Origin of the sequence: Brenneria izadpanahii, assembly GCF_017569925.1 — a bacterium.
In the GTDB taxonomy this organism is placed as follows: Bacteria; Pseudomonadota; Gammaproteobacteria; order Enterobacterales; family Enterobacteriaceae; genus Brenneria; species Brenneria izadpanahii.
In genome coordinates, this window is record NZ_CP050854.1 from 4,544,961 (window position 1) to 4,567,740 (window position 22,780).

At 55.1% G+C, this 22,780-nt stretch carries 17 protein-coding genes and 1 tRNA gene; 9 read left to right on the forward strand and 9 right to left on the reverse strand.

Going from position 1 to position 22,780, the window contains the following annotated elements:
- Window positions 1-4: 4 nt before the first annotated feature.
- Window positions 5-2,518: a TonB-dependent receptor gene (locus HC231_RS20260; RefSeq protein ID WP_208228478.1), complete on the reverse strand. Its 2,514-nt coding sequence runs from the start codon at window positions 2,516-2,518 to the stop codon at window positions 5-7.
- 347 nt (window positions 2,519-2,865) lie between these two features.
- Here HC231_RS20260 and HC231_RS20265 point away from each other — a divergent pair, with 347 nt between their 5' ends.
- The 7 genes from HC231_RS20265 to HC231_RS20290 all read left to right on the forward strand — a co-directional run bounded on the left by HC231_RS20265 (window position 2,866) and on the right by HC231_RS20290 (window position 12,525).
- A complete protein-coding gene (locus HC231_RS20265; RefSeq protein WP_208228479.1) occupies window positions 2,866-3,792 on the forward strand; it encodes a GGDEF domain-containing protein in 927 nt (308 codons plus the stop codon).
- Window positions 3,789-4,826, forward strand: coding sequence for an AraC family transcriptional regulator (locus HC231_RS20270; protein ID WP_208228480.1), 1,038 nt, complete (start codon window positions 3,789-3,791; stop codon window positions 4,824-4,826). Before HC231_RS20265 ends, HC231_RS20270 begins: the two co-directional genes overlap by 4 nt.
- Before the next feature lie 367 nt (window positions 4,827-5,193).
- A complete protein-coding gene (gene licT / locus HC231_RS20275) occupies window positions 5,194-6,027 on the forward strand; it encodes a BglG family transcription antiterminator LicT (RefSeq protein WP_208228481.1) in 834 nt (277 codons plus the stop codon).
- Window positions 6,028-6,217: 190 nt separating this feature from the next.
- On the forward strand, window positions 6,218-6,565 hold the full coding sequence (locus tag HC231_RS24065; RefSeq protein ID WP_246494587.1) for a PTS transporter subunit EIIB: 348 nt from the start codon (window positions 6,218-6,220) through the stop codon (window positions 6,563-6,565).
- The gene (locus tag HC231_RS20280) at window positions 6,565-8,091 is read left to right on the forward strand and encodes a glucose PTS transporter subunit IIA (protein ID WP_246494588.1); all 1,527 of its coding nucleotides are present in this window, start codon (window positions 6,565-6,567) and stop codon (window positions 8,089-8,091) included. The genes HC231_RS24065 and HC231_RS20280 overlap by 1 nt, the downstream gene beginning before the upstream one ends.
- Before the next feature lie 121 nt (window positions 8,092-8,212).
- On the forward strand, window positions 8,213-9,865 hold the full coding sequence (locus HC231_RS20285) for a carbohydrate porin (protein WP_208228482.1): 1,653 nt from the start codon (window positions 8,213-8,215) through the stop codon (window positions 9,863-9,865).
- Between the two features lie 11 nt (window positions 9,866-9,876).
- Window positions 9,877-12,525 (forward strand): glycosyl hydrolase, encoded by a 2,649-nt coding sequence (locus tag HC231_RS20290; RefSeq protein WP_208228483.1) that lies wholly within the window; start codon window positions 9,877-9,879, stop codon window positions 12,523-12,525.
- Between the two features lie 272 nt (window positions 12,526-12,797).
- Here the strand turns inward: HC231_RS20290 and HC231_RS20295 are convergent.
- From HC231_RS20295 to rlmE, 6 genes are all read right to left on the reverse strand, one after another.
- Window positions 12,798-12,884 (reverse strand) — tRNA-Leu (locus HC231_RS20295).
- A gap of 63 nt (window positions 12,885-12,947) precedes the next feature.
- A complete protein-coding gene (gene secG, locus HC231_RS20300; protein ID WP_208228484.1) occupies window positions 12,948-13,286 on the reverse strand; it encodes a preprotein translocase subunit SecG in 339 nt (112 codons plus the stop codon).
- Window positions 13,287-13,626: 340 nt separating this feature from the next.
- On the reverse strand, window positions 13,627-14,961 hold the full coding sequence (glmM, locus tag HC231_RS20305) for a phosphoglucosamine mutase (RefSeq protein WP_208228485.1): 1,335 nt from the start codon (window positions 14,959-14,961) through the stop codon (window positions 13,627-13,629).
- Between the two features lie 8 nt (window positions 14,962-14,969).
- Window positions 14,970-15,803: a dihydropteroate synthase gene (gene folP, locus HC231_RS20310; protein ID WP_208228486.1), complete on the reverse strand. Its 834-nt coding sequence runs from the start codon at window positions 15,801-15,803 to the stop codon at window positions 14,970-14,972.
- Window positions 15,804-15,922: 119 nt separating this feature from the next.
- Window positions 15,923-17,866 (reverse strand): ATP-dependent zinc metalloprotease FtsH, encoded by a 1,944-nt coding sequence (ftsH, locus tag HC231_RS20315; protein ID WP_208228487.1) that lies wholly within the window; start codon window positions 17,864-17,866, stop codon window positions 15,923-15,925.
- Between the two features lie 47 nt (window positions 17,867-17,913).
- Window positions 17,914-18,543 (reverse strand): 23S rRNA (uridine(2552)-2'-O)-methyltransferase RlmE, encoded by a 630-nt coding sequence (gene rlmE / locus HC231_RS20320; protein ID WP_208228488.1) that lies wholly within the window; start codon window positions 18,541-18,543, stop codon window positions 17,914-17,916.
- A gap of 227 nt (window positions 18,544-18,770) precedes the next feature.
- On the opposite strand from rlmE, the gene yhbY reads away from it, so the two are divergent.
- Window positions 18,771-19,064: a ribosome assembly RNA-binding protein YhbY gene (yhbY, locus tag HC231_RS20325; protein WP_208228489.1), complete on the forward strand. Its 294-nt coding sequence runs from the start codon at window positions 18,771-18,773 to the stop codon at window positions 19,062-19,064.
- Window positions 19,065-19,192: 128 nt separating this feature from the next.
- Here the strand turns inward: yhbY and greA are convergent, their stop codons facing one another.
- Entirely contained in the window at window positions 19,193-19,669 is a 477-nt protein-coding gene (gene greA, locus HC231_RS20330) for a transcription elongation factor GreA (RefSeq protein ID WP_208228490.1), read from the reverse strand.
- 268 nt (window positions 19,670-19,937) lie between these two features.
- Here greA and dacB point away from each other — a divergent pair, with 268 nt between their 5' ends.
- Window positions 19,938-21,371, forward strand: coding sequence for a serine-type D-Ala-D-Ala carboxypeptidase (gene dacB, locus HC231_RS20335; protein ID WP_208228491.1), 1,434 nt, complete (start codon window positions 19,938-19,940; stop codon window positions 21,369-21,371).
- Between the two features lie 169 nt (window positions 21,372-21,540).
- On the opposite strand, the gene cgtA is transcribed toward dacB, so the two are convergent.
- A complete protein-coding gene (gene cgtA, locus HC231_RS20340) occupies window positions 21,541-22,713 on the reverse strand; it encodes an Obg family GTPase CgtA (protein ID WP_208228492.1) in 1,173 nt (390 codons plus the stop codon).
- Between the last annotated feature and the right edge of the window lie 67 nt (window positions 22,714-22,780).

Here is a 22,780-nt window from a genome sequence, read left to right on the forward strand (position 1 = left end):
TCCTTTAGAAATTGGTGTAAGTCACGCCCAATTTGAAAGTCGGACCATATTGTTCGTACTGGGAGTTGAAGCCGTGGCTGCCGGTGTAGACGTAATAGCGTTCATTGGTCAGGTTCTGCGCTTCGAACGAGAACTGCAGCTGTTTGGTCAGGAAGTACCGCACGCTGAGATCGACAAACACCTGGTCGTCGACATAACTGTCGTGCGATCGGTCATTAACGGCGGCCACGGTGCTGAGATAGTCGGATTTATAGTTGGCCGACAGGCGAACGCTCACGTCATCGTTTTCCCAGCCGACCATCAGGTTGCCCACCGTATCGGACTGATTAGGCAGCGAGATCTTGCGCGACATGCCGTTGCCCTCAATGTTGGCGCTGGAGTGGCTCAGCGTCAGGTTGGCGCCCGCCAGCAGGCCGTTCCACGGCGACGGCAGCCAGTCGAATTTTTGCGAATAGGCGAACTCCACGCCGTACAGCCGGGCTTTCCCGCCGTTGGCCCAGGTTTTGGCCTGGCTGAAATCGGCCCATTCTCCGCTGCCCGCCAGATCGGTTTCATAGGCAAAGTTACGGATATCCTTATAGAACAGATAGCCGGAAAGCGTCCCGGCGCGCCCCATGTAGTGTTCGATACCCAGATCGAAGTTTTTCGATTTCAGCGGAGCAAGCTCCGGATTGCCGAATTCCGCCTCATCGCCGTCGATGGTGAAACCGGGGGTCACCTGACCAAACGCCGGACGCACCACCGCGTTGGTCCAGGCGGCGCGGACCTGGGTATTGTTGTTCAGACGATAGCGGGCGTGCAGGCCCGGCAGCCAGTCATGATAGTTGGATTTGTGGCTGGAGGGCTGATACTCGCCGTCGCGCAGCCCGGTGCCGTCAGCCTTGAAGCGGGTGCCCTCATAGCGCATCCCGGTGATAAAGCGCCAGTTATCCACATCCATGGTATTCATCAGGTAAGCGGCGTCGATATCCTCGCTCATCCGATAGTCGTCGATCGTCGATCCTTCCAGATCGTAAAAGCCGTCTTTGCCCAACGCGTTGATCAGGTTATTGACGCTGCCGGTATCGATCGCCGGGCCGTCCTGCCCGAAGGCATAGCCGGCGTTACCGGCGTAAAACCGGCTCAGATTGAGCTGTTCGTCGGACAGGCCGTAATCGCCGAGTTTTTTATACTTCCAGAGTTCCTGGTCGTTCTTTTTATCGCGCCGGCTGAGTTTACCGCCGAATTTGACCTGGTTGTCGGTATCAAGCCAGCTGTAGTCGCGCGCCAGATCGAGGCGGATATTTTTCTCGCTGTCGCTGGTTTTCTGCGTCTCCCACTTCATGGAATCCAGCTGATAATTGCTAGCGTCGGAATAGCCGCCGCCGATCTGACTGGACGGCTTAACCGTGTTGTAAAAGCCGCTGTCCGCGAACGAATCCAGACTGGTAAAGGTGGCATAGGTGCTGCCCGGCAGCTTTTCGCTGGAACGGCTGTAAGCCATCTGCCCGTTCAGCGTCCACGGTCCGAGCAGACGTTCCCCGCCCAGCACCACGCTTTTGACATCCTGAGTCTCTTCCCGGCTTTTCAACCCGCGTTCAACGTCGGCGTCGCCGCGCATCCCCTCAGCCAGCGGCTCGCTGAATTCGACGGCCGACGACTGGCGGTTTTCCTTATCGTTGAATCGGCTGTACAGCGTGCGCAGGTAGTAACTGGAGAGATCGTCCGGCTTATAGTCGAAGTTGAGGCCAAACCCGGTCCGTTCGCGCTCAATTTCATAGCGCCGCTGCTCAAAGCCGTTCAGGCGCGCGCCGTCGCTGAAGTCCCAGTCGCCGCCACTTTCCACATTGTCCGAAGCGAAGCGGCGCTTTTGCCAGCTTAGCGCCGCCGCCACGCCAAAGTTATCTTCGCCGCCGCCGACGCTGAAAATATTGCTGAACGCGCCGGAAAATTTCGGGCTGCTCTTGTTGCTGTTGCTATCGTAGCCGCCTTCCGCGCCCAGGGTGTAAAACAGACCGTTGTGATCGAACGCCGACAGGCTGTTGACTTCGATGGTGCCGCCCAGGGAGTTCGCATCCATATCCGGCGTCAGGGTTTTGACCACCGACAGCGACTGCACCAGTTCAGACGGCAAAACATCCAGCGCCACCGCCCGGCGGCCGCTCTCCGGCGACGGCATCGACGTGCCGTTGATCTGCACGCTGTTCAGATCCGGCCCCAGCCCGCGCACGCTGACGTAACGGCCCTCGCCCTGATCGCGCTCGACGGAAACCCCCGGCAGGCGCTGCAACGCCTCCGCCGCGTTGTCATCCGGCAACTGCGCCACGCCGTCGGCATGAACGACGCTGCTGATGCTGTCGGAAGTTCGCTGCTCATTCAGCGCCTGAGTAATGCTGGCGGCCTGGCCGATAACGGTTATGTGTTCCGTGGCATCCTCCGCCAGAGACGGCGGCGGCGCGACAAGAGCGCCGATGGCGATCGCCAGAGCGCTGAACCTGAATGTTGCAGTAGATATGGCGGCGTTTCGTTGTGGTTTCATGCGTTTTCCCCCCAGAGTGACGGCTATTTATTATCGGTTGACGGCTTATTGGGGAATGGATGCTAGAAATCGCAGGTGTCAGTTATATGACATGCCGGCACGATCGGAACCTTTTCGCCGCCAAATCGTGACGATTGCCGCCGGTTTTGAGCTTAAATGACTGCCGAAGGTTAACGTGCGCCGGCGGAATGCGGCGAAAATCCCCCGCCGGCCGGCGGCATCGGCGCCATAACGCAAAAAAATACGCATTTGGGGTGAGCTGAATTGACCCCCCGGCTGTCATGACGCCGTCATCTGCGCCTGTATGCTTAGGTCATCTTGTTTAATTTCATTAAGAGCCGCTGTTCATGTATCTCTTTTTCAGACAACACGGCAGCAAACTCCTGCTGCTGGCCTTTCTCGCCAATCTCGGCCTGCTGGCGGAGCTGATTATCGGCGTGGTCAAGCCCTGGGCGGAAATCGACTGGATGGACGTGCTGGCCGAGGGCGGATCGGCGCTGCTGGCGCTAAGCTGGCTGATCATGCTCCTGGTCAGCCGTCCCGCAGGCCGCGTAACCACGCTGCTGGCGCTGGGACTGGCCTGCATCTTTTTTTCCTGGTGGATGGATTGCCTGGATGAATTTATCAAGCTGCCGCACGAAGGAAACATCGGGAAATGGCTGGAAAACGTTCCGATGCCGATCGGGCTTATGCTGATTACGCTGGGGATCTACCACTGGCATCAGGAACAGCTGGCGATTAGCGCCCAGCTAAACAAGCGCGAGCGCTTGTTTCGCGAACACCTGCTGTTCGACAAACTCACTCCGCTGGGGGGCGCCGACTATCTGCGTAAGCAGCTATCGCTGTCGCTCAGGCAGGCCGCCGCCGAGCAGCAACCGCTGTCGCTGATCGTCATCGACCTGAACGACTTCGACGCGATTAACCGGCGCTTCGGTACGGCGGAGGGCGATTACGTGCTGCAGGCGCTGTGCCAACTGTTGCTGCTCAACCTGCGCCGGCAGGATCTGCTGTGCCGGCTGGCCGGCGATCGCTTTGTCGCCCTGTTGCCCAATACCGGCGAACAGCAGGCGAATATGATGGCGCAGGATCTGTATTCGGCGATCGCTCATCTGGCGCATCGCACGCAGCAGCATGGCGAACGCGTCAGACTACAGGCCAGCGTCGCCGCCGTGATGGCGCTTGACGAAGATCGGGACGCGCTGCTTCAGCGGCTAAATCAGGCGCTGAGCCGGGTTAAAGCCGCGCCCGCCGCACAGTTCAGGGTTGCGGGATGACGGCGAACGACGGCTGGTACGAGTGCGACGATCGCTTCATCGTCGGCCACCATCAGCCCGGTATTTTGATCGACCTGGCGCTATCGCGGGACATCGACGGTCACCGTCTGCTGCGCGGCACCGGCGTCTTTCTGGAAGATATCGCCGCCGGGAGGGTGCGTTTCAGCCAGCAGCAATTCGGCCAGTTGATAGACAACAGCATGCGCCTGTTGGACGCCGACGATACCAGCTTCCTGTTCGGCCGGCGTTCGCTGCCCGGCTGCTACGGCGACTTCAGCCATGTGTTGCAACAGGCGGACCATCTTCATCAGGCGCTGGACGATTTCGTCCGCTTTTGCAGCCTGTTCAGCCCGTTGCTGGCGCCGCGCATGTATTTGGACGATCGCTACCTCTGCCTGTACTGGCCGCAAAGCGATACGGATACCGGACGGCAGCGCTTCCTGCTGGAAGCCAGCATGGCCTCTATTGTCTCGCTCGGCCGCTGGCTCTGTCCGCAACAGCCCCTGCCCTGGCGCTTCCTGCTTACCTATCGTCAGCCGCGCTATATCGAACAGTACTGGGTGCACCTGGGCGATGGCCTGAGTTTCGATCAACCCCTCAATATGATGCTGTTGCCGGCCGAATACGTCTGGCAGATCTCGCCCCACGCCAACAGTACCGTCTGCGCCGTCGTTCGCCAGCAGTGTCTGCAACAATTGGAGGCGCAGGGATTTCGCCGCGGCTTTATTGATTATTTTTACGACTACCTGCGCGATCATTTGCGCGAGCCTTTAAATCTTGAACGCGTCGCCGCGTCGCTGGATATGAGCCCCGCCACGTTGAAACGCAAACTGCGCAAACACGATAGCAGCTTCCAGGTGCAGTGGGATCGGGTACGCAAACACACCGCCCTGTTTCTCTATTGGTTTCAGGGATTAAATAACGAAGAGGTCGCACAGTACCTGAATATCAGCGATATCAACAATTTTCGCCGTTCTTTTCGCCGCTGGACCGGCATCGCCCCCAGCGTCCTTTCACCACTTCCCGCCTGCTAGCAACGCAGCATATCGGCATAGCGTTAAAAATTTTTTGCGTGATCGCTCTCACTATCCTGAGATGCACTTATTGAACATTGCCCGGTCTTCATGACTAAATGAGAAAAATTCAGGACGTAACCATAATGACTTCTGGGCGAACCTGGTGAAATGAATATCGTTCCGAGAACGGGCGGTGTTTATTTCACCAGGTTTTTTTATGCTCGTTAATCAAGGATTCGAGGTTTTATTCCAGACGCTGCGGCTCCATTTCCGTGGTTCGCGTATGCAAGAGCCGGCAGGCACAAGAAAAACAGCGTCTACTTTACTTGGTATCGGAATGTCGTCGTAACAAGCGGCGCAATTTAAGGCGATAGGCTTAGCAGCCATGAAAGTAATAAAAACATTGAGTCACAACGCCGTACTGGCCGTTGACGAACAGGGGCAAGAGATTGTCGCCATCGGACGCGGCATCGGTTTCGGCAAAAAAACCGATGATGAGATCGATGCCGGAGAGATAAAAAGCTGGTTTATCAAGAGCGGCGGACCGGCTCAGGAGATCTTTCTGAAACTGATGAAACAGATCCCCACCCGTTATCTGATGCTGACGCAGGAGATCCTGGATCACGCCAAAGATAAAATCACCATCACGCAGTATGAAACGGTGTTCATCACGTTAAGCGATCATATTAATTACGCCATTCAGCGCCAGCAGGAGGGCAAGGTAATAAGGAATTTCCTGCTGTGGGACATCAGGCGGTTTTATCCCAATGAATACCTCATCGGGCTGGATGCGCTAAAGCTGATAGAAACGCGTCTGGGCGTCGCGCTGCCGGAGGACGAGGCGGGGTTTATCGCCATGCATCTCGCCAACGCCAGTCACGACGGCAGCTGGAATGAAACCATGCTGGCGACGGAGATGATCAAAGACATCCTCAATATCATCAAATTCGAGCTGTTTATCAGCTTTCACGAAGAGGATGTCGATTATCAACGCCTGATCACGCATCTGCGTTTTTTTACCCTGCGGGTACTGAAACGGCGCCCGGTGGATCATAAGGATCTATCTATTTACCAAGGCATTAATGAAATGATGCCCAAGGCTCATCACTGCGCATTAAAAATTGCCGACTACATGAAGGAGAAACACAGCTACAAGTTGACCATTGATGAAATCATGTTCCTGACCATACATATCAACCGGATTATGCATTCCAGCTAAGGCGTACCGGTCGGCAGGAAAAGACAAAAGACAGTCATATTTTGTTCAAGGCGTAACTTCGACACAGGCGCAACTTGACACAGGGAACGCGGGTTCCCCCCCGCAATTGGTTTTTATGGCGCGCTAGCTCTGGCCGCCGCCTTATTTGCGCCGCCGCGAGCGGCCATGAAGTTAATGGACCTTGACAGATATGAACGATAAAGCATTGGCGCAAGCCATAATAGAAAATGTCGGCGGAGAACAGAATGTGCAGTCCGTGGTGCATTGCGCCACGCGGCTGCGTTTCTCACTCAAAGACGATCGTCGGGCGAATCCCGACGCCATCAACGCCATGGACGGAGTTATCACCGTCATCAGCAGCGGCGGCCAGTTTCAGGTCGTTATTGGCAACCGTGTGCCGCTGGTATACCGCGCCATCGGCGAGTTCACCGCGTTAACCGGCGATACCGCGCCGGCCGGCGGCGACGGCAAGAAAAAGACCGTCCTTGAAGGGATAGTAGATATTGTTACCGCTATTTTCACCCCGCTGCTGGGGTGATGGCCGGAGCCGGTATTCTTAAAGGGTTGCTGGGTATTTTCATCGCGCTGGACTGGATGGCCAAACAGGATCCCACCTATATCATTCTGTATGCGGTATCCGATGCGCTATTCTTCTTCCTGCCCGTTTTCCTCGCCATTACTTCGGCGCGCCACTTCAAGGTCAACGTGTTCGTCGCCGTCACTCTGGCGGCGGCCATGGTCTACCCCTCGATCCAGACGCTGTACCAGACCCATGCGGACGTCAATTTCCTCGGGCTTCCCGTGGTGATGATGAATTACAGCTCCTCGGTATTTCCCATCATTATCCTGGTGTGGCTCAGCGGCTACGTGGAACGGTTCTTCAATCGCCATATCCATGAAAGCGTCCGCAATTTCGTTACCCCCTTCCTGATACTGGTCATCATGTTCCCGCTGCTGCTGCTGACCTTCGGCCCCTGGGGAATTTACGCCAGTGAATTTATCGCCTCGCTGTTCAAAACGCTGTACGGCACGTCGCCGGTGCTGGCCAGCGCAGTCCTGGCGGGAACGTCGCAAATGCTGGTAATCCTGGGCGTACACTGGGGGTTCGTGCCGGTGTATATCAATGACGTCGCCTTTATGGGGCGCTCCTACCTGAAAGCCGCGGCGGCGCCGGCTATCTTCGCCCAGTCCGGCGCGGTACTGGCGGTGATGCTGAAAACCCGCAACAAAAAGTTCCGCGGCCTGGCCGCCTCCGCTTTCGTTTCCTCGCTGTTCGGCATCACCGAACCTGCGGTGTACGGCATTACCCTGAAGCTAAAACGCCCGTTCCTGTGCGCCTGCGTCGGCGCTACGGCGGGCGGCGCCATCGTAGGGTATTTCCAGAGTTCGGCCATCTCCATGGGGATGACCAGCCTGCTGACCATTCCCATCTTTTACGGCCCCGGTTTCGGCGGATTCCTGGCGGGTCTGGCGGTGGCGTTCGTCGTCTCCGCAGTGCTTGCCTGGTTCGTCGGCTTCGAAGATGTGCCTGAAGAGGGTGAAGCGGCAACGGCCGGCACGCCTCCGGCACGCGCCGCAGACCTGGCGGCGGATAAGGCTGCGGCGTTCGGCGAGGATGACGACATCATAATGCCGATCAACGGCACATTGGTTCCCCTGTCGGAAGTGAACGATAAGGCATTTTCCAGCGGCGTGGTGGGAGAAGGCATCGCCATCATACCGGAAGAAGGCCGCGTCTACGCCCCGGTCGACGGCGTGGTCGCCATGACCTTCGACAGCGGTCATGCCGTGGGGATCCGTTCGGCGCGGGGCATCGAAATCCTGATCCATGTGGGAATCGACACGGTGCGCTTACAGGGCCGCCACTTCACCTGCAAAGTCACGGAAGGACAGTCCGTCAAACAGGGGGAACTGTTGATTGAATTCGACCTGGAAGCGATCCGCCGGGACGGGTTCGATCCGGTCACGCCGGTGATCGTCACTAACCCCGGCGAGTTCAGGCGGCTGGAAATCCAGCGCCAGCCTGGTCTTCAGGTGGGAGATATCCTGATGAGGGTCGCCTGACGCCCTCCATACCATTCGTCTCGTCTGATAGTTAACCATTTTCGAAATGACGCCTGTCGTTTCGCGGGTGACGTGCGTCCGAAAAACACGTCGGTGATCTCTGGAATGAAGGAAAACGACAATGCATAACACATCTGTATCCTATAGAAAAATCGGCGTTGGCCTGGCGCTGGCCGCGGCATCGTGGTCCACGCTGGCCGAAGCGGCGCCGTTAACGGTGGAGCAACGGCTGGCGGCGCTGGAAAAACATTTACAGCAAACGGAACAACGGCTTGCCCAGACCGAAAAAGAACTACAGCACTATAAACAGGCGGAGAAGTCTGCCGCCGCCCCGGCCGCGGCGCGCCCCGCGCAACCTGACGTTTCCGCCGCTGAACGGCCCGCGCAGGTTGCCGCCGTCACTTCGGCTCCGGCTGCGAAAACCGCCGCGCCGGATGGCCGGCAAAGCGCGGACGGCGCCGCGGGAAATCTGACTCTACAGCAGATCAGCGATTACGTAAAAAACGACATCGGCGTGGTATACAGCGGCTCTTTCCGCACCGGCTGGGCAAGTACGACCAATGGCGGCCCGAAATCCTGGGCGATCGGATCGCTCGGCCGTTTCGGCAACGAATACGACGGCTGGTGGGATCTGAACGTCAATAAACGGGTGTACGAACAAGGCAACAAGAGCGTCTGGGCCAATATCAAGATGGAGGGGGATTTGGGGCTGCAACAGACCAATGAAACCTTTGAAAAAGGTTACGCCGGGGGCGCCTTCGCCAAATTCAGCAAAATGTACATCAATACCAAAGGGTTCCTGCCCTTCGCTCCCGAGGCGAGCTTCTGGCTGGGCAAACAGAATCTGCCGATGTATGACGTGCAACTGCTGGATTGGAAGAGCTTGCGCACCAGTTCGGGCGTCGGCGTCGGCATCGACGACTGGAAAGTCGGCCCCGGTACGCTCGCCATGTCGCTAACCCGCGCCGATGTGGATAACTATAAGATCGCCTGCAAAGAGTCCGCCACCAGCTGTAGCGATACCACCCAGGTCAACGTCAATGCGGTGGAGCTGCGGTATAAAAACCTGCCGCTTATCGGTAAATCGACGCTTGAACTCGACGGCAAGTATGTAACGTCCAACAAGACCGATGAACAGAGCAATCAGGAAAGCAGCGGCGAATACTATCAGGTGAAACCTGCATGGCTGTTGGGCGGCATCGTGCGCAACACCTTCTCCGGCGGGAAGAATGAATCGTCCCTGCAGGTCGCCAATAACTCTCTCGCCAGCCAGTTCATGAATATTTCCGATGCCAATCCCGACTACGACAGCGGCAGTTCGTATTACGGCCGTCACAGCGGCGGCGTCGGCTGGCGTCTCATCAATCAGGGCGAATTTATGCTGGGAGACAGAATCATCATGGCCCACGCCGCCGTAATTGGAGCCGGACAGGATCTCTACTCGTATAATACCGGGGCGCATACCGACTTTAAAACCCTGCGCTTAGTGGCGCGGCCGGCCTGGATATGGGATACCTTCAATCAGACGGCGCTGGAACTGGGCTGGTTCAAACAGAGAAATACGGTCGACGATAGCGACTATGATGAACAAGGTTATAAGGTAACGCTGGCCCATACCTGGAAGATAGCAACCAGTATCATGGATTCACGCCCCGAGATCCGCTTCTACACCACGTACCTCAAGGCGTTGCAAAATGACATCGATAGCGTGAACTTCAACGATGGGAAAGACCATCAGATCAGCTTTGGCATACAGACGGAAGTGAACTGGTAAAGGAAATCGACATGATGAAAAAGCTACATGAAATCAACCGGGGCGAAGAGGGAAATTATCTTTTCCCTTTCTTGTGGCTGCATGGAGAGGATGAAGCGACGTTGACCCGCCATGTCGATGCCATCGCCCAGGCCGGCATGCGGGCTTTCTGCGTCGAGGCCAGGCCGCACCCCGATTTTCTCGGCGAACGCTGGTGGCGGGATATGGATGTGGTAATGGACCGCGCGCGGCAAAAAGGCATGCGGGTATGGCTGCTGGATGACGCCCACTTCCCCACCGGCGGAGCTAACGGACGCGTGCGGCGGGATTTTCCGCATTTACAGAAAACCTTTCTGAAAATTCATCAAAATGATTTTCACGGACCGCGATCGCACACCCACTTCCTGTTGGATTGGGCGCGGGCGATCCCGCGGCCGGGGATTCTATCCGCGCATGACAACCCCTATCTGCAACCCGATTACCCCAACCGTATCGTCGGCGTGGTCGCCGCCCGGCTGCTGGATTATGAGCGGGTGGATCCCGCCAGCCTGACGGACCTGAGCGACAGAATGCGCAACGGCGTACTGTACTGGGATTTGCCGGAGGGCGACTGGCGGTTGTTCACCCTGGTAGAGACTCAACAAGGGGGAGAGAAGGCAACGGAGGGTTATCTGGACCCATTGCGCGCGGAGGCGACGCAGGTATTGATCGATACGGTGTACGAACCGCATTTCCAACGCTACCAGCAGGATTTCGGCCGCACCTTCGCCGGTTTTTTCTCCGATGAACCGCGCTTTGGCAATACCAGCGGCGCCGGCGCCATTGTGGGACAACAAGAGATGGTGCTGCCTTGGAATGATGAAGTGCTGGATCTGCTGCGACAACCGTTAGGGGCCGAAGCACTGAAGCTGCTGCCGCTGTTGGCCGTCGAAGGCGGTGAGATAGCGCATCGCGTGCGCTATCACTACATGGATATCGTCAGCGGGCTCTATAGCGCAAGGTTCAGCGGGCAATTGGCCGCCTGGTGCCGCCGGCATCAGGTCCAATATATCGGGCATATCATCGAGGACAACAACGCCCATGCCCGGCTGGGATATGGCGCGGGCCATTTCTTCCGCGCCTTGCGCAATCAGGATATGGCGGGCATCGACGTGGTGCTCAATCAGATCGTGCCAGGGATGGATAAAGGATATTTCAAGGCATTCACTTCCCAGGGATGGGACGGCGAGTTCTTTCACTATGCGCTGGCCAAGCTGGGATCTTCCCTGGCCCACGTTACGCCGGGCATGAAGGGCAGAGCATTTTGCGAGATTTTCGGCGCTAACGGCTGGGCGGAGGGGCTCTCGCTGATGCGCTGGCTGACGGATCATATGCTGGTGCGGGGCATCAACGCCTTTGTGCCCCACGCCTTCAGCGCGGCGCCGTTCCCGGACGCAGACTGTCCGCCGCATATCTATGCCGACGGTCACGATCCCTTGTACCGCTTTTGGCCTTACTTTACCCGCTACGTAAACCGGGCGGCGCACCTGCTTTCCGGCGGGCGCAGCGCGGCCCGGGTGGCGCTGCTCTACCATGCGGAAGCCGAATGGTCCGGGCGGGCCATGCTGCTCCAGCAGCCGGCGCGCGAGCTGATGCAGCGCCAGATTGATTTCGACATCCTCTCTCTGGACGATGTGCTGGCGGGCGAAACGGCGCGGGGCGGCCTGCGGGTAAACCAATCCACCTACCAGACGCTGGTGATCCCCTGGTCCGAGGCGTTGCCGGCCGCAGGTATCGAACGGCTATTAACTCTCGCCCGGCATCAGGTCAATCTGAGATTCATTCGGGAACTGCCAGAGCGCTACAGCGATCAGCCGCTGGATAAAGGCCTGGCGCAGTTGGCTAACGAGCCCGCCGTATGCGCAGTCGAACTAACCGGACTGGCCGACCATCTGGTCGGGCTGGGCATGGCGGAAGCCCGGTGCGATGAGGCGCAGCCCTGGCTGCGTTATTACCACTACTGCCAGGACGACGGGGATATCTTCATGTGGTTCAACGAACATCCCGGCGCAACGCTGACGACGGAGATCGCCCTGACGCGGCCGGAGCCGCAAGCGCTGTATTTCTACGAACCGCAGGATAATGCTTTCAGCGCCGTCGACGTCCGCTGGCAGCAAGGAAGCGCCGTGTTCACCCTGAGCCTGGAGCCAGGCGAAAGCCGTTTCATGGTGACGGGGCGGAAATTTGAGCCGGTGCAGAAAACGCCCCCGATGCGGGCAAGCCGATCGTTGGATGGACCTTGTATGGTTTCGCTATCCCGGACGGAGGATTACCCGCGTTTTAGCGCCGAGTTCCCCCTGGAGAAACGCCTCGATCTGGCTGCTCCCGAACGCTTCCCTGATTTTGTCGGAACGGTGCGCTACGAATACCGGCTCCAGTTGGAGAAAGAGACGGAGTTGGCCTGGCTTCACCTGTCCCAGGGCGTCGAGGCGGTAGAAGTCTTCGTCAACGGCAGCGCTGCCGGAGTGCGGATAGCGCCGCCCTACCGCTTCCCGCTGGGGAATAAGCTGGTGGCGGGCGAGAACCGCATTGTGCTGGAGATAACCAATACTTTGGTGAAATCGCAGAAGGACTATCTGTCTCACTTTCTTCCCCAGGATCCTACCGGCATCGTAGGCGATATCCGAATCGAGCTATATTGAGCGCACGGTTCGGCGCCATTACCAGGTTAGAGGTGAGAGCAGAAGAAGCGGAGCCATCGGTTAGTAAGTGGATACCAACCGTTAAAATGCCCCGCTTTCTTCGAACCGCGCGTCCGCAAAGCTGGAAGCATCGAACTCCCCCTATTACAGCAGGCCGATGCAGGTTGCATCAGGTTGAGGCCGGGGGGAAGCTGAACAGAAGGGAAAGCCGGTAAATCCGTAGGGTTGAGATAAAAAAAATAGACGTCCATCGACGTCTATTAATTTTGTATTGGTACCGAGGACGGGACTTGAACCCGTAAGCCCAATCGGGCACTACCACCTCAAGGTAGCGTGTCTACCAATTCCACCACCTCGGCATCACAATTACTGCTATGTCACAACAGTGACGAGCACTGCCGTTACATTACTCGTTACAACGATTACTGCGGAATATCGCTCGCTGGCGCTGAAGGCGCGGCAGGCGTTGTTGTCGGCTGCTCTACCTTTTCAGGCTGGCTCAGGTTTTCCCATTCGCCGCCAGTCTTATTATGCTGTGAACTCATGTTGCCCAGCACCAGACTGATAATGAAGAACAAAGTCGCCAACGCCGCAGTCATGCGAGTCATGAAATTCCCGGAGCCGCTCGAACCGAACAAAGTGGCAGAAGCACCTGCTCCGAACGAGGCTCCCATATCAGCGCCTTTACCTTGTTGCAGCATAATCAAGGCAACCAGCCCGATCGCTATCAACAGGAAAATGACTAACAGAGCTTCGTACATAGTTGTACCTGTAACCGTTTTCCCCATAGATCTATGGAGATTTTAAATTCTTGCGGCAGAGAACGAGAGCCGCGTCTAATCCGCTAAAGCCGATGAGAACTGTCATCCCTTATTAAGCGGGTCTGAATACTAACCAAAGGCTGCTGCGTAAGCAAGGGTAATTTAGCCGCCGTTTGCTGATTGAAGAAAAAAACATCGGCTTTCGCTACGCCGGCCTCACGGAGCGCCTTATCTAGTTGATTGCTAAGGTTAGCCAACCGCTAACCGAATCGGTAATTATTTAAAATAGCGGTATCGCCAGAATAACGGCGGCGCCGTTTTCTGGCTCATCCCGACGGGTTTAAACCGCTTTTACCGCATCGGCAATCCGATTGGCCAACGCAATTACCGTTGCCTCATCTTCGCCTTCAACCATAACGCGAATCAGCGGCTCCGTGCCGGATTTTCTCAGTAATACCCGCCCCCGGCCTGTCAGCTCTTTCTCAACATCCTGTGTTACCTGCTGCACCGTCTTGTCCTCAAGGGGATCGTTCTCGCCGGAGAAACGAACGTTCACCAGAATCTGCGGGAACAATTTCATGCCGCTGCACAGGTCATGTAGACTCATATGGTTTCTGACCATCGCAGTGAGCACTTGCAAACCAGCGATAACCCCATCGCCCGTCGTCGTTTTATCCAGAAGAATAACATGACCGGAGTTTTCAGCGCCGATGCGCCAACCTTTGGCCTGCATCATTTCCAGTACATAGCGATCGCCGACTTTGGCGCGGGCAAACGGAATTCCCAGTTGTTTTAATGCGAGCTCTAATCCCATATTACTCATCAGGGTTCCCACCGCGCCGCCGCGCAGCTGTCCCTGACGTAAACCTTCGCGAGCGATGATATACAGGATCTGATCGCCGTCGACTTTGTTACCCTGATGGTCAACCATAATCAACCGGTCGCCATCGCCGTCGAATGCCAGCCCCACATCGGCTTTTTCCGCCACGACACGCGCCTGTAGCTGCCTGACATCCGTCGCGCCGCACTCTTCATTGATGTTCATTCCATCCGGTTCGCAGCCCATGGAAATGACTTTCGCCCCCAGCTCGCGCAATACGCTGGGAGCGATGTGATAGGTTGCGCCGTTCGCACAATCAACCACGATTTTCAGGCCATTCAGGTTCAATTCACTGGGGAATGTTCCTTTGCAGAATTCGATATAACGCCCGGCGGCATCAACGATGCGATTCGCTTTCCCCAATTCCGCCGATTCAACGCAGGTCAGCGGCTTCTCTAATTCAGCTTCGATCGCTTCTTCCACTTCATCAGGCAGTTTAGTCCCGTCGATGGAGAAAAATTTAATACCGTTGTCATAGTAAGGGTTGTGAGAGGCGGAAATGACAATACCGGCTTCCGCTCTGAACGTTCGCGTCAGATAAGCCACCGCCGGCGTCGGCATCGGTCCGGTAAAAGAGGCGGATAAGCCGGCCGCGGCCAGCCCGGCCTCTAACGCAGACTCCAGCATATAACCGGATATTCGGGTGTCTTTGCCGATAATAATTTTACGCGAACCATGCCGTGACAGCACTTTTCCCGCGGCCCATCCCAGCTTCAACACAAAATCGGGGGTAATGGGGCTATCGCCCACTTTGCCCCTCACACCGTCAGTCCCAAAATATTTACGGTTACTCATAATAATTTTTATTCCTTTGCTGAAAGAGTCGCTTCAACTATGCGCATCGCATCTACGGTTTCTTTTACGTCATGAACGCGAATAATTTGCGCCCCCTGCATCGCCGCAATCACCGCGCATGCCACACTACCCTGCACCCGTTTTACCGGCGGAACCTTGAGCAGTTGTCCAATCATGGACTTTCTGGACATCCCGACCAGCAGCGGCAATCCGAAACGGTGCAACTCGCTCAAGCGAGCCAGAAGCTGATAATTATGGGCCAGATTTTTACCAAATCCGAATCCAGGATCCAGCAGCAGCTTACTTTTCGGGATATTGCCGTTCACACAGCGCTCAATCTGCTGTTGAAAAAAATCCCCGATCTCCGTCATCAGATCATCATAATGGGGATTATTCTGCATCGTTTTTGGCAATCCCTGCATATGCATCAGGCACACCGGCAGGCCGGCGGCGGCGGCGGCGGCCAAAGCGCCCGGTTCTTGCAATGAGCGAATGTCGTTAATCAGGTGGGCGCCCGCTTGCGCGGAAGCGGTGATCACTTCCGGTTTTGAAGTATCGACGGAAATCCAGGTTTCAAAACGTTGAGCCAATGCCTCGACGACAGGAATCACACGTTCCAACTCTTCTTCCACGCTCACTTCATCCGCCCCTGGACGGGTCGACTCGCCGCCAATATCAATCAGCGTCGCGCCGGCGGCAATCATCTCCTGCGCATGAAACAGCGCCGCATCCAGCGTATTGTGTTTACCGCCATCAGAAAATGAATCAGGAGTGACGTTAAGAATGCCCATCACATTGGGTCGAGAAAGATCCAGGGTTGATCCTCTGGCGATCAATTGCATGATTGTCCCTCAAATCGTTGGCTTAAAACTTATCCGGCAGGCAGTTTAGTAAAAAACCCCGGACAAGTCCGGGGTTTGTAGTTGCAACCGTGTGTAATGCAATCAGCATACTGGTTGAATTATTTCTCGCCTAACTGCTCGGATATTGTGTTACCCGGATTGGGCGTACGGGATTCATCAACCGGCGTCGGCGCTTTGGGCGAGCCGCCGCTGCCAGAACTGCTATCCGGTTTCTGCTCTTCCCAACCGGCCGGCGGGCGAACATCTTTACGCGCCATCAGATCGTCAATCTGGGGCGCATCAATGGTTTCATACTTCATCAATGCATCCTTCATTGAATGAAGGATATCCATATTCGCCATCAGTAATTCACGGGCACGTTGATAGTTACGCTCAATCAGCGACTTAACTTCCTGGTCGATGATTCTGGCCGTTTCATCCGACATATGCTTGGCTTTCGCTACGGAACGGCCCAGGAATACTTCGCCGTCTTCCTCTGCATACAGCAGCGGACCGAGTTTTTCGGAAAAGCCCCACTGCGTTACCATGTTGCGGGCGATAGACGTCGCAACCTTGATATCGTTTGACGCGCCGGTGGAGACTTTCTCCGCACCGTAGATGATTTCCTCGGCCAAACGGCCGCCGTACAGGGTGGAAATCTGGCTCTCCAGCTTCTGACGGCTGGCGCTGATCGCATCACCTTCCGGCAGGAAGAACGTCACGCCCAGCGCACGGCCGCGCGGAATAATCGTCACCTTATGCACCGGATCGTGTTCCGGCACCAGACGGCCGATAATCGCGTGTCCGGCTTCATGATAAGCGGTGGACTCTTTCTGCTGTTCCGTCATCACCATGGAGCGACGTTCCGCCCCCATCATGATCTTGTCTTTGGCCTTCTCAAACTCGACCATCGACACAACCCGTTTATTACCGCGGGCCGCGAACAGCGCGGCTTCGTTGACCAGGTTAGCCAGATCGGCGCCGGAGAATCCAGGCGTGCCGCGGGCAATCACGGAAGCATCGATATCCGGAGCCAAAGGTACGCGGCGCATATGCACTTTCAGAATCTGTTCGCGGCCACGGACATCCGGCAAGCCTACAACCACCTGACGGTCAAAACGGCCTGGACGCAGCAGCGCCGGGTCAAGCACATCAGGACGGTTAGTCGCGGCGATAACAATGATGCCTTCGTTACCTTCAAAGCCATCCATTTCAACCAGCATCTGGTTCAGCGTCTGTTCACGTTCATCGTGACCGCCGCCCAGACCTGCGCCACGTTGACGGCCTACCGCGTCAATTTCATCGATAAAGATGATACAAGGCGCGGCTTTCTTTGCCTGCTCGAACATATCACGAACGCGGGATGCGCCCACACCAACGAACATTTCAACGAAATCTGAACCGGAAATGGTAAAGAAAGGCACTTTCGCTTCACCGGCAATCGCTTTCGCCAGCAGGGTTTTACCTGTCCCTGGCGGACCGACCATCAGAATGCCCTTCGGTATTTTACCGCCCAGTTTCTGGAAACGGCTCGGTTCACGCAGATATTCGACCAGTTCACTGACTTCTTCTTTTGCTTCGTCACAGCCAGCGACGTCGGCGAAAGTCGTTTTGATCTGATCTTCGGTCAGCATACGAGCCTTGCTCTTGCCAAAGGACATGGCGCCTTTACCGCCGCCGCCTTGCATTTGGCGCATGAAGAAGATCCAGACACCGATCAGCAACAGCATTGGGAACCAGGAAATAAAGATCGAAGCCAGTAAACTCGGCTCTTCCGGCGGCTCACCAACGACTTTCACATTCTTCGTTAGCAGGTTATCCAGTAGCTTGGGATCGTTGACAGGAATATACGTCGTGTATCTGTTGCTATCTTTTTTGACAACATTGATCTCACGCCCGTTAATGCGTGCTTCACGGACCTGATCCTGATTCACTTCAGTTAAAAAGGTTGAATAATCCACCCTACGGCCATTCGACTCGCTGGGCCCAAAGCTCTGAAAGACAGACATCAGCACGACTGCGATGACTAACCAGAGAATCAGGTTTTTCGCCATGTCACTCAAGGGATTAACCTCATATTACAACTGTGTTAAAAAACAGCGTTAGGGTACTACAGTTTGCGCCCTGTCGCTACGATATACACTTCACGAGATCTGGCACGCGAAGCGTCTGGTTTACGAATTTTAACCTTCGTAAACAGGGAGCGAATTTCCCGCAGGTATTCATCAAAACCTTCTCCCTGAAACACTTTTACCAGGAAACTTCCGCCTGGCGCTAAAACATCCCGACACATACCAAGTGCTAATTCAACCAGATACATCGCTTTCGGAATATCAACTGCCGGAGTACCACTCATGTTCGGGGCCATGTCGGACATCACCACCTGAACTTTGTTGTCCCCAACCCTTTCAAGAAGGGCGTTAAGGACTAATTCATCACGAAAATCCCCTTGTAGGAAATCGACGCCAACAATAGGATCCATAGGCAAAATATCACATGCAATGATGCGGCCCTTACCGCCGATCTGCGTCACGACATACTGTGACCAGCCGCCAGGCGCCGCACCTAAATCCACAACAGTCATTCCGGGTTTAAACAGTTTGTCGCTCTGTTGTATTTCATCAAGTTTAAACCAAGCTCGCGAGCGGAGCCCTTTTTTCTGCGCCTGTTGCACATATTTATCGCTAAAGTGTTCCTGCAACCAGCGACTGGAACTTGCAGAACGCTTTTTAATGGCCATCTATTTTCCAACTATTCTCAGTAAGGCGCTATACCCTTTATCTTTCAAGCCGCATCTCTGCGTTGGCAGCCCTTCGGCCGCCGCCCTGATGCATCTCGAAATCTTTTGGGCGTAATTGGTAAGTAGAAACCTCGCTCTCAGCCTCCAATCCGTATAACCAATTTGGTTATAATCATGAGATGGCGGTAGAATGAGCCGTTTTCAATCCCAACCTAAGCAAAAAGACAATGAATCTAAGTAATAAACAAAAACAACACCTGAAAGGTCTGGCGCATCCGTTAAAACCGGTGGTCATGCTGGGCAATAACGGCCTCACCGAAGGTGTTCTGGCTGAGATCGAACAAGCATTGGAACATCACGAACTGATCAAAGTTAAAGTCGCGGCTGAAGAGCGAGAAACCAAAAATTTGATCATTGAAGCTATTGTTCGTGAAACCGGGGCCAGCAACGTTCAGGTTATAGGTCACACGCTGGTACTCTATCGTCCTTCGAAAGAACGTAAAATAGTGTTACCACGATAACATTTTTTATTTCAGGATACTCAGTTTTAACGGAAAGGTGCCACGCCTATCCGTTAGAGAAAAGGCCGCAAGCGGCCTTTTTCTTTTCTTTACAAACTTTGTTGGTTTTATCATCAAGGCAATGAAAATTACAGGTATTCAACGCTGACGATTTCATATTCGACGTCGCCGCCCGGCGTGCGGATTACGACGATATCGTCCTGTTCCTTGCCGATAAGCCCGCGGGCGATAGGCGAGTTCACGGAAATCAGATTCTGCTTAAAATCAGCTTCGTCATCGCCAACGATGCGATAAGTTTGTTTTTCTTCGGTATCCAGATTAAGGATCGTAACGGTCGCGCCAAAGATAACGCGCCCGGCGGCTGACATTTTCGTCACGTCGATAACTTGCGCATTGGAAAGTTTGGCTTCGATATCTCGGATACGCCCTTCGCAAAAACCCTGCTGCTCACGCGCGGCATGGTATTCCGCATTTTCTTTCAAGTCGCCATGCTCACGAGCTTCAGCAATCGCGGCAATGATTTCAGGCCGGCGGACGCTCTTTAAAAAATCCAGCTCTTCGCGTAATTTTTCGGCACCACGTAACGTCATCGGAAATTGTTTCATATTATCTATACCTCTAGAAAATCCGTACGCCTCAAATAATCGTCATCCTGACACGTTAAAAATCAAATACGACGGAGTATCTACTTACATGCCAGTGTTTTCCGGCAATTAAACAAAAGTAACCAGCCCCGGAAGAAAATTTCCAGGCCGGAAGCGGTTTTGCATTTTGATACGTATTTTAACTCAGAGTTCCATAGGGATCATCGTTTACTTTAGACCTTATTGCGCCGTAGTATGACCGCACGTTACCCCGTTGTTAGCTGAGATTATGCGTTTTTCATCGATCATTCCCGGACTTGCCTGCGCTTTTGTCCTGCATGCGAATGCAGCGACTGTTGAAGATCATATCCAGTATCTGCCTGACGGCGCCAATCTGGCTCTGGTCGTACAGAAAATTGGCGCGACGACCCCTACGCTGGCCTTTAACAGTCAACAGATGGCGCTCCCCGCCAGTACCCAAAAGGTGTTGACCGCGCTGGCCGCGCTCTTGCAGCTAGGTCCAGATTATCGTTTTGTCACCACGATGGAAAGTCATGATCCGATCTCTAATGGGCAATTGCGCGGTAATCTGATCGTTCGCTTCAGCGGAGACCCGACGTTGAAGCGTCAGCAAATACGCAACATGGTACAGGAACTGAAAAAAAGCGGAGTGCGGGAAATCGAGGGCGACGTTATGATCGATACCTCCGTTTTCGCCAGTCACGATAAGGCTCCCGGCTGGCCCTGGAACGATATGACGCAGTGCTTCAGCGCGCCGCCTTCGGCGGCGATCGTCGATCGCAACTGTTTCTCCGTCTCGCTCTATAGCGCCCCTAAAGCGGGCGATAACGCATTCATTCGCGTCGCGTCTTATTATCCGGTGCAAATGTTCAGCGAGGTTCGTACGCTGGCTAAAGGCTCCCCTGACGCGCAATACTGCGAATTGGATGTGGTTCCCGGAGAACTGAACCGATTTACGCTCACAGGCTGTCTGACGCAGCGAGAAGAGCCGCTCCCGCTGGCCTTCGCGATCCAGGACGGCGCCAGCTATGCCGGCGCGATTGTCAAAGACGAGCTACTACAGGCGGAGATCAGAATAAAAGGCAGTTTACGCCGTCAAACGCGGCCGAGCCCCGCCGGCAGCATACTGGCGCAAACCCAGTCCGCGCCGTTGCACGACCTACTGACCATTATGCTGAAAAAATCCGACAACATGATCGCCGATACCGTTTTTCGCACCATCGGTCATGAACGATTCAACGTACCCGGCACATGGCGCGCCGGCGCTGATGCGGTTCGTCAGATTTTACGTCAAAAAGCCGGGGTGGATTTAGGCAATAGCATCGTGGTTGACGGCTCCGGGTTGTCCCGTCATAACCTGATCTCACCGGCCACCATGATGCAGGCGTTACAGTATATCGCCCAGCACGATAACGAGCTGAATTATATAGAAATGCTGCCGCTTGCCGGCTATGACGGCACGCTGCAGTATCGCGGCGGCTTACATGAAGCGGGCGTGGACGGTAAAGTTTCTGCGAAAACCGGCTCGTTGCAAGGCGTTTATAATCTGGCGGGATTCATCACTACGGCCAGCGGACAGCGAATGGCCTTTGTCCAATACCTTTCCGGCTATGCGGTGCCTCCGGAAGATCAACGCGCGCGCCGCGTTCCCTTGGTGCGTTTTGAAAGCCGCTTGTACAAAGACATCTATCAGAACAACTAAAATAATACCGCGCCTATTTTTGCGCAGTATCATGAGGCTCTGAGAGAGGAAAGAAATCGGGAATTTATCGCCGAAAATCAAATAAATTCCCGATATGACAGAAAGGAACCGGCGGCCTGACCAGATGGAAAACCTATTGTTTTCCATCGAAGCCTTCCGCGGCGCATCATCAGTGTTGATAAATGGTTTCGACGCCTTCTTCGTCTTCGTCGTCCCAATCATCATCCCAGTCATCTTCGGCTTCGCTTTCTGCTTTCGCCAACTGCTCGCGATGATAATCGTCCCACATGAACTCGACTTTTTCCGGCGCGCTTTCTTCAATCGCCATCGCTTTAGGCTGTACTTTCAGGAAGTTCATCACATCCCAGCACAACGCGTTAACCCCTTCGCGATTAGCCGCTGAAATCAGATAATACTTCTCTTCCCAACCTAATGCCGCGGCAATATCTTTAGCCCGTTTTTCCGCTTCGGCCTTATCAAGCAGATCGACCTTATTGAATACCAGCCAACGCGGTTTTTCAGACAGCCCCGCGCTGTATTGCTGTAATTCATTCACGATCACTTTGGCGTTTTCCACCGGATCGGACTCGTCAATCGGCGCCAGATCGACCAGGTGCAGCAATACCCGACAGCGCTCCAGATGCTTCAGGAAGCGAATACCTAGCCCTGCGCCGTCAGAGGCGCCTTCAATCAGCCCTGGGATATCGGCGACGACAAAGCTTTGCTCGCTGTCCATGCGAACAACGCCGAGGCTCGGAACCAACGTGGTAAAGGGATAATCGGCCACTTTCGGCTTGGCCGCTGAAACCGCGCGGATGAAGGTCGATTTACCGGCATTAGGCAGCCCCAGCATACCGACGTCCGCCAGCAGCAGCAGCTCCAGCATCAATTCACGTTCTTCCCCCGGCGTACCGTCCGTTTTCTGACGCGGCGCGCGGTTGACGGAAGACTTGAACCGGGAGTTCCCCAATCCATGCCAGCCGCCTTTGGCGACCATCAGGAGCTGTTGATGACGAGTCATATCACCCAACACTTCGCCGGTTCCCTTATCCAGCACCCGGGTGCCGACAGGAACCTTGATCGTAATGTCTTTACCGCGTTTGCCCGTACAGTCGCGGCTCTGACCGTTTTGTCCGCGCTCGGCCCGGAATGATTTTTCAAAACGGTAGTCAATCAGCGTATTCAGGTTTTCATCGGCCAACAAATAGACATCGCCGCCGTCGCCGCCGTCGCCGCCGTCAGGGCCGCCATTTGGAATATATTTTTCGCGGCGGAAGCTAACGCAGCCATTACCGCCATCACCCGCCACAACCAGAATTGTGGCTTCATCTACAAACTTCATTCATTCTCTCCGCAAAAAACCAATAGAGAACATCTACTTGTTTTAGGCTATTTATTGGTTCTTTTTG

What these genes read in the sequence shown, in the direction of transcription:
- HC231_RS20260 (WP_208228478.1), bottom strand. Translation starts at nt 2,518, where the DNA reads ATGAAACCACAACGAAACGCCGCCATATCTACTGCAACATTCAGGTTC.
- HC231_RS20265 (WP_208228479.1), top strand. Translation starts at nt 2,866, where the DNA reads ATGTATCTCTTTTTCAGACAACACGGCAGCAAACTCCTGCTGCTGGCC.
- HC231_RS20270 (WP_208228480.1), top strand. Translation starts at nt 3,789, where the DNA reads ATGACGGCGAACGACGGCTGGTACGAGTGCGACGATCGCTTCATCGTC.
- licT (WP_208228481.1), top strand. Translation starts at nt 5,194, where the DNA reads ATGAAAGTAATAAAAACATTGAGTCACAACGCCGTACTGGCCGTTGAC.
- HC231_RS24065 (WP_246494587.1), top strand. Translation starts at nt 6,218, where the DNA reads ATGAACGATAAAGCATTGGCGCAAGCCATAATAGAAAATGTCGGCGGA.
- HC231_RS20280 (WP_246494588.1), top strand. Translation starts at nt 6,565, where the DNA reads ATGGCCGGAGCCGGTATTCTTAAAGGGTTGCTGGGTATTTTCATCGCG.
- HC231_RS20285 (WP_208228482.1), top strand. Translation starts at nt 8,213, where the DNA reads ATGCATAACACATCTGTATCCTATAGAAAAATCGGCGTTGGCCTGGCG.
- HC231_RS20290 (WP_208228483.1), top strand. Translation starts at nt 9,877, where the DNA reads ATGATGAAAAAGCTACATGAAATCAACCGGGGCGAAGAGGGAAATTAT.
- secG (WP_208228484.1), bottom strand. Translation starts at nt 13,286, where the DNA reads ATGTACGAAGCTCTGTTAGTCATTTTCCTGTTGATAGCGATCGGGCTG.
- glmM (WP_208228485.1), bottom strand. Translation starts at nt 14,961, where the DNA reads ATGAGTAACCGTAAATATTTTGGGACTGACGGTGTGAGGGGCAAAGTG.
- folP (WP_208228486.1), bottom strand. Translation starts at nt 15,803, where the DNA reads ATGCAATTGATCGCCAGAGGATCAACCCTGGATCTTTCTCGACCCAAT.
- rlmE (WP_208228488.1), bottom strand. Translation starts at nt 18,543, where the DNA reads ATGGCCATTAAAAAGCGTTCTGCAAGTTCCAGTCGCTGGTTGCAGGAA.
- yhbY (WP_208228489.1), top strand. Translation starts at nt 18,771, where the DNA reads ATGAATCTAAGTAATAAACAAAAACAACACCTGAAAGGTCTGGCGCAT.
- greA (WP_208228490.1), bottom strand. Translation starts at nt 19,669, where the DNA reads ATGAAACAATTTCCGATGACGTTACGTGGTGCCGAAAAATTACGCGAA.
- dacB (WP_208228491.1), top strand. Translation starts at nt 19,938, where the DNA reads ATGCGTTTTTCATCGATCATTCCCGGACTTGCCTGCGCTTTTGTCCTG.
- cgtA (WP_208228492.1), bottom strand. Translation starts at nt 22,713, where the DNA reads ATGAAGTTTGTAGATGAAGCCACAATTCTGGTTGTGGCGGGTGATGGC.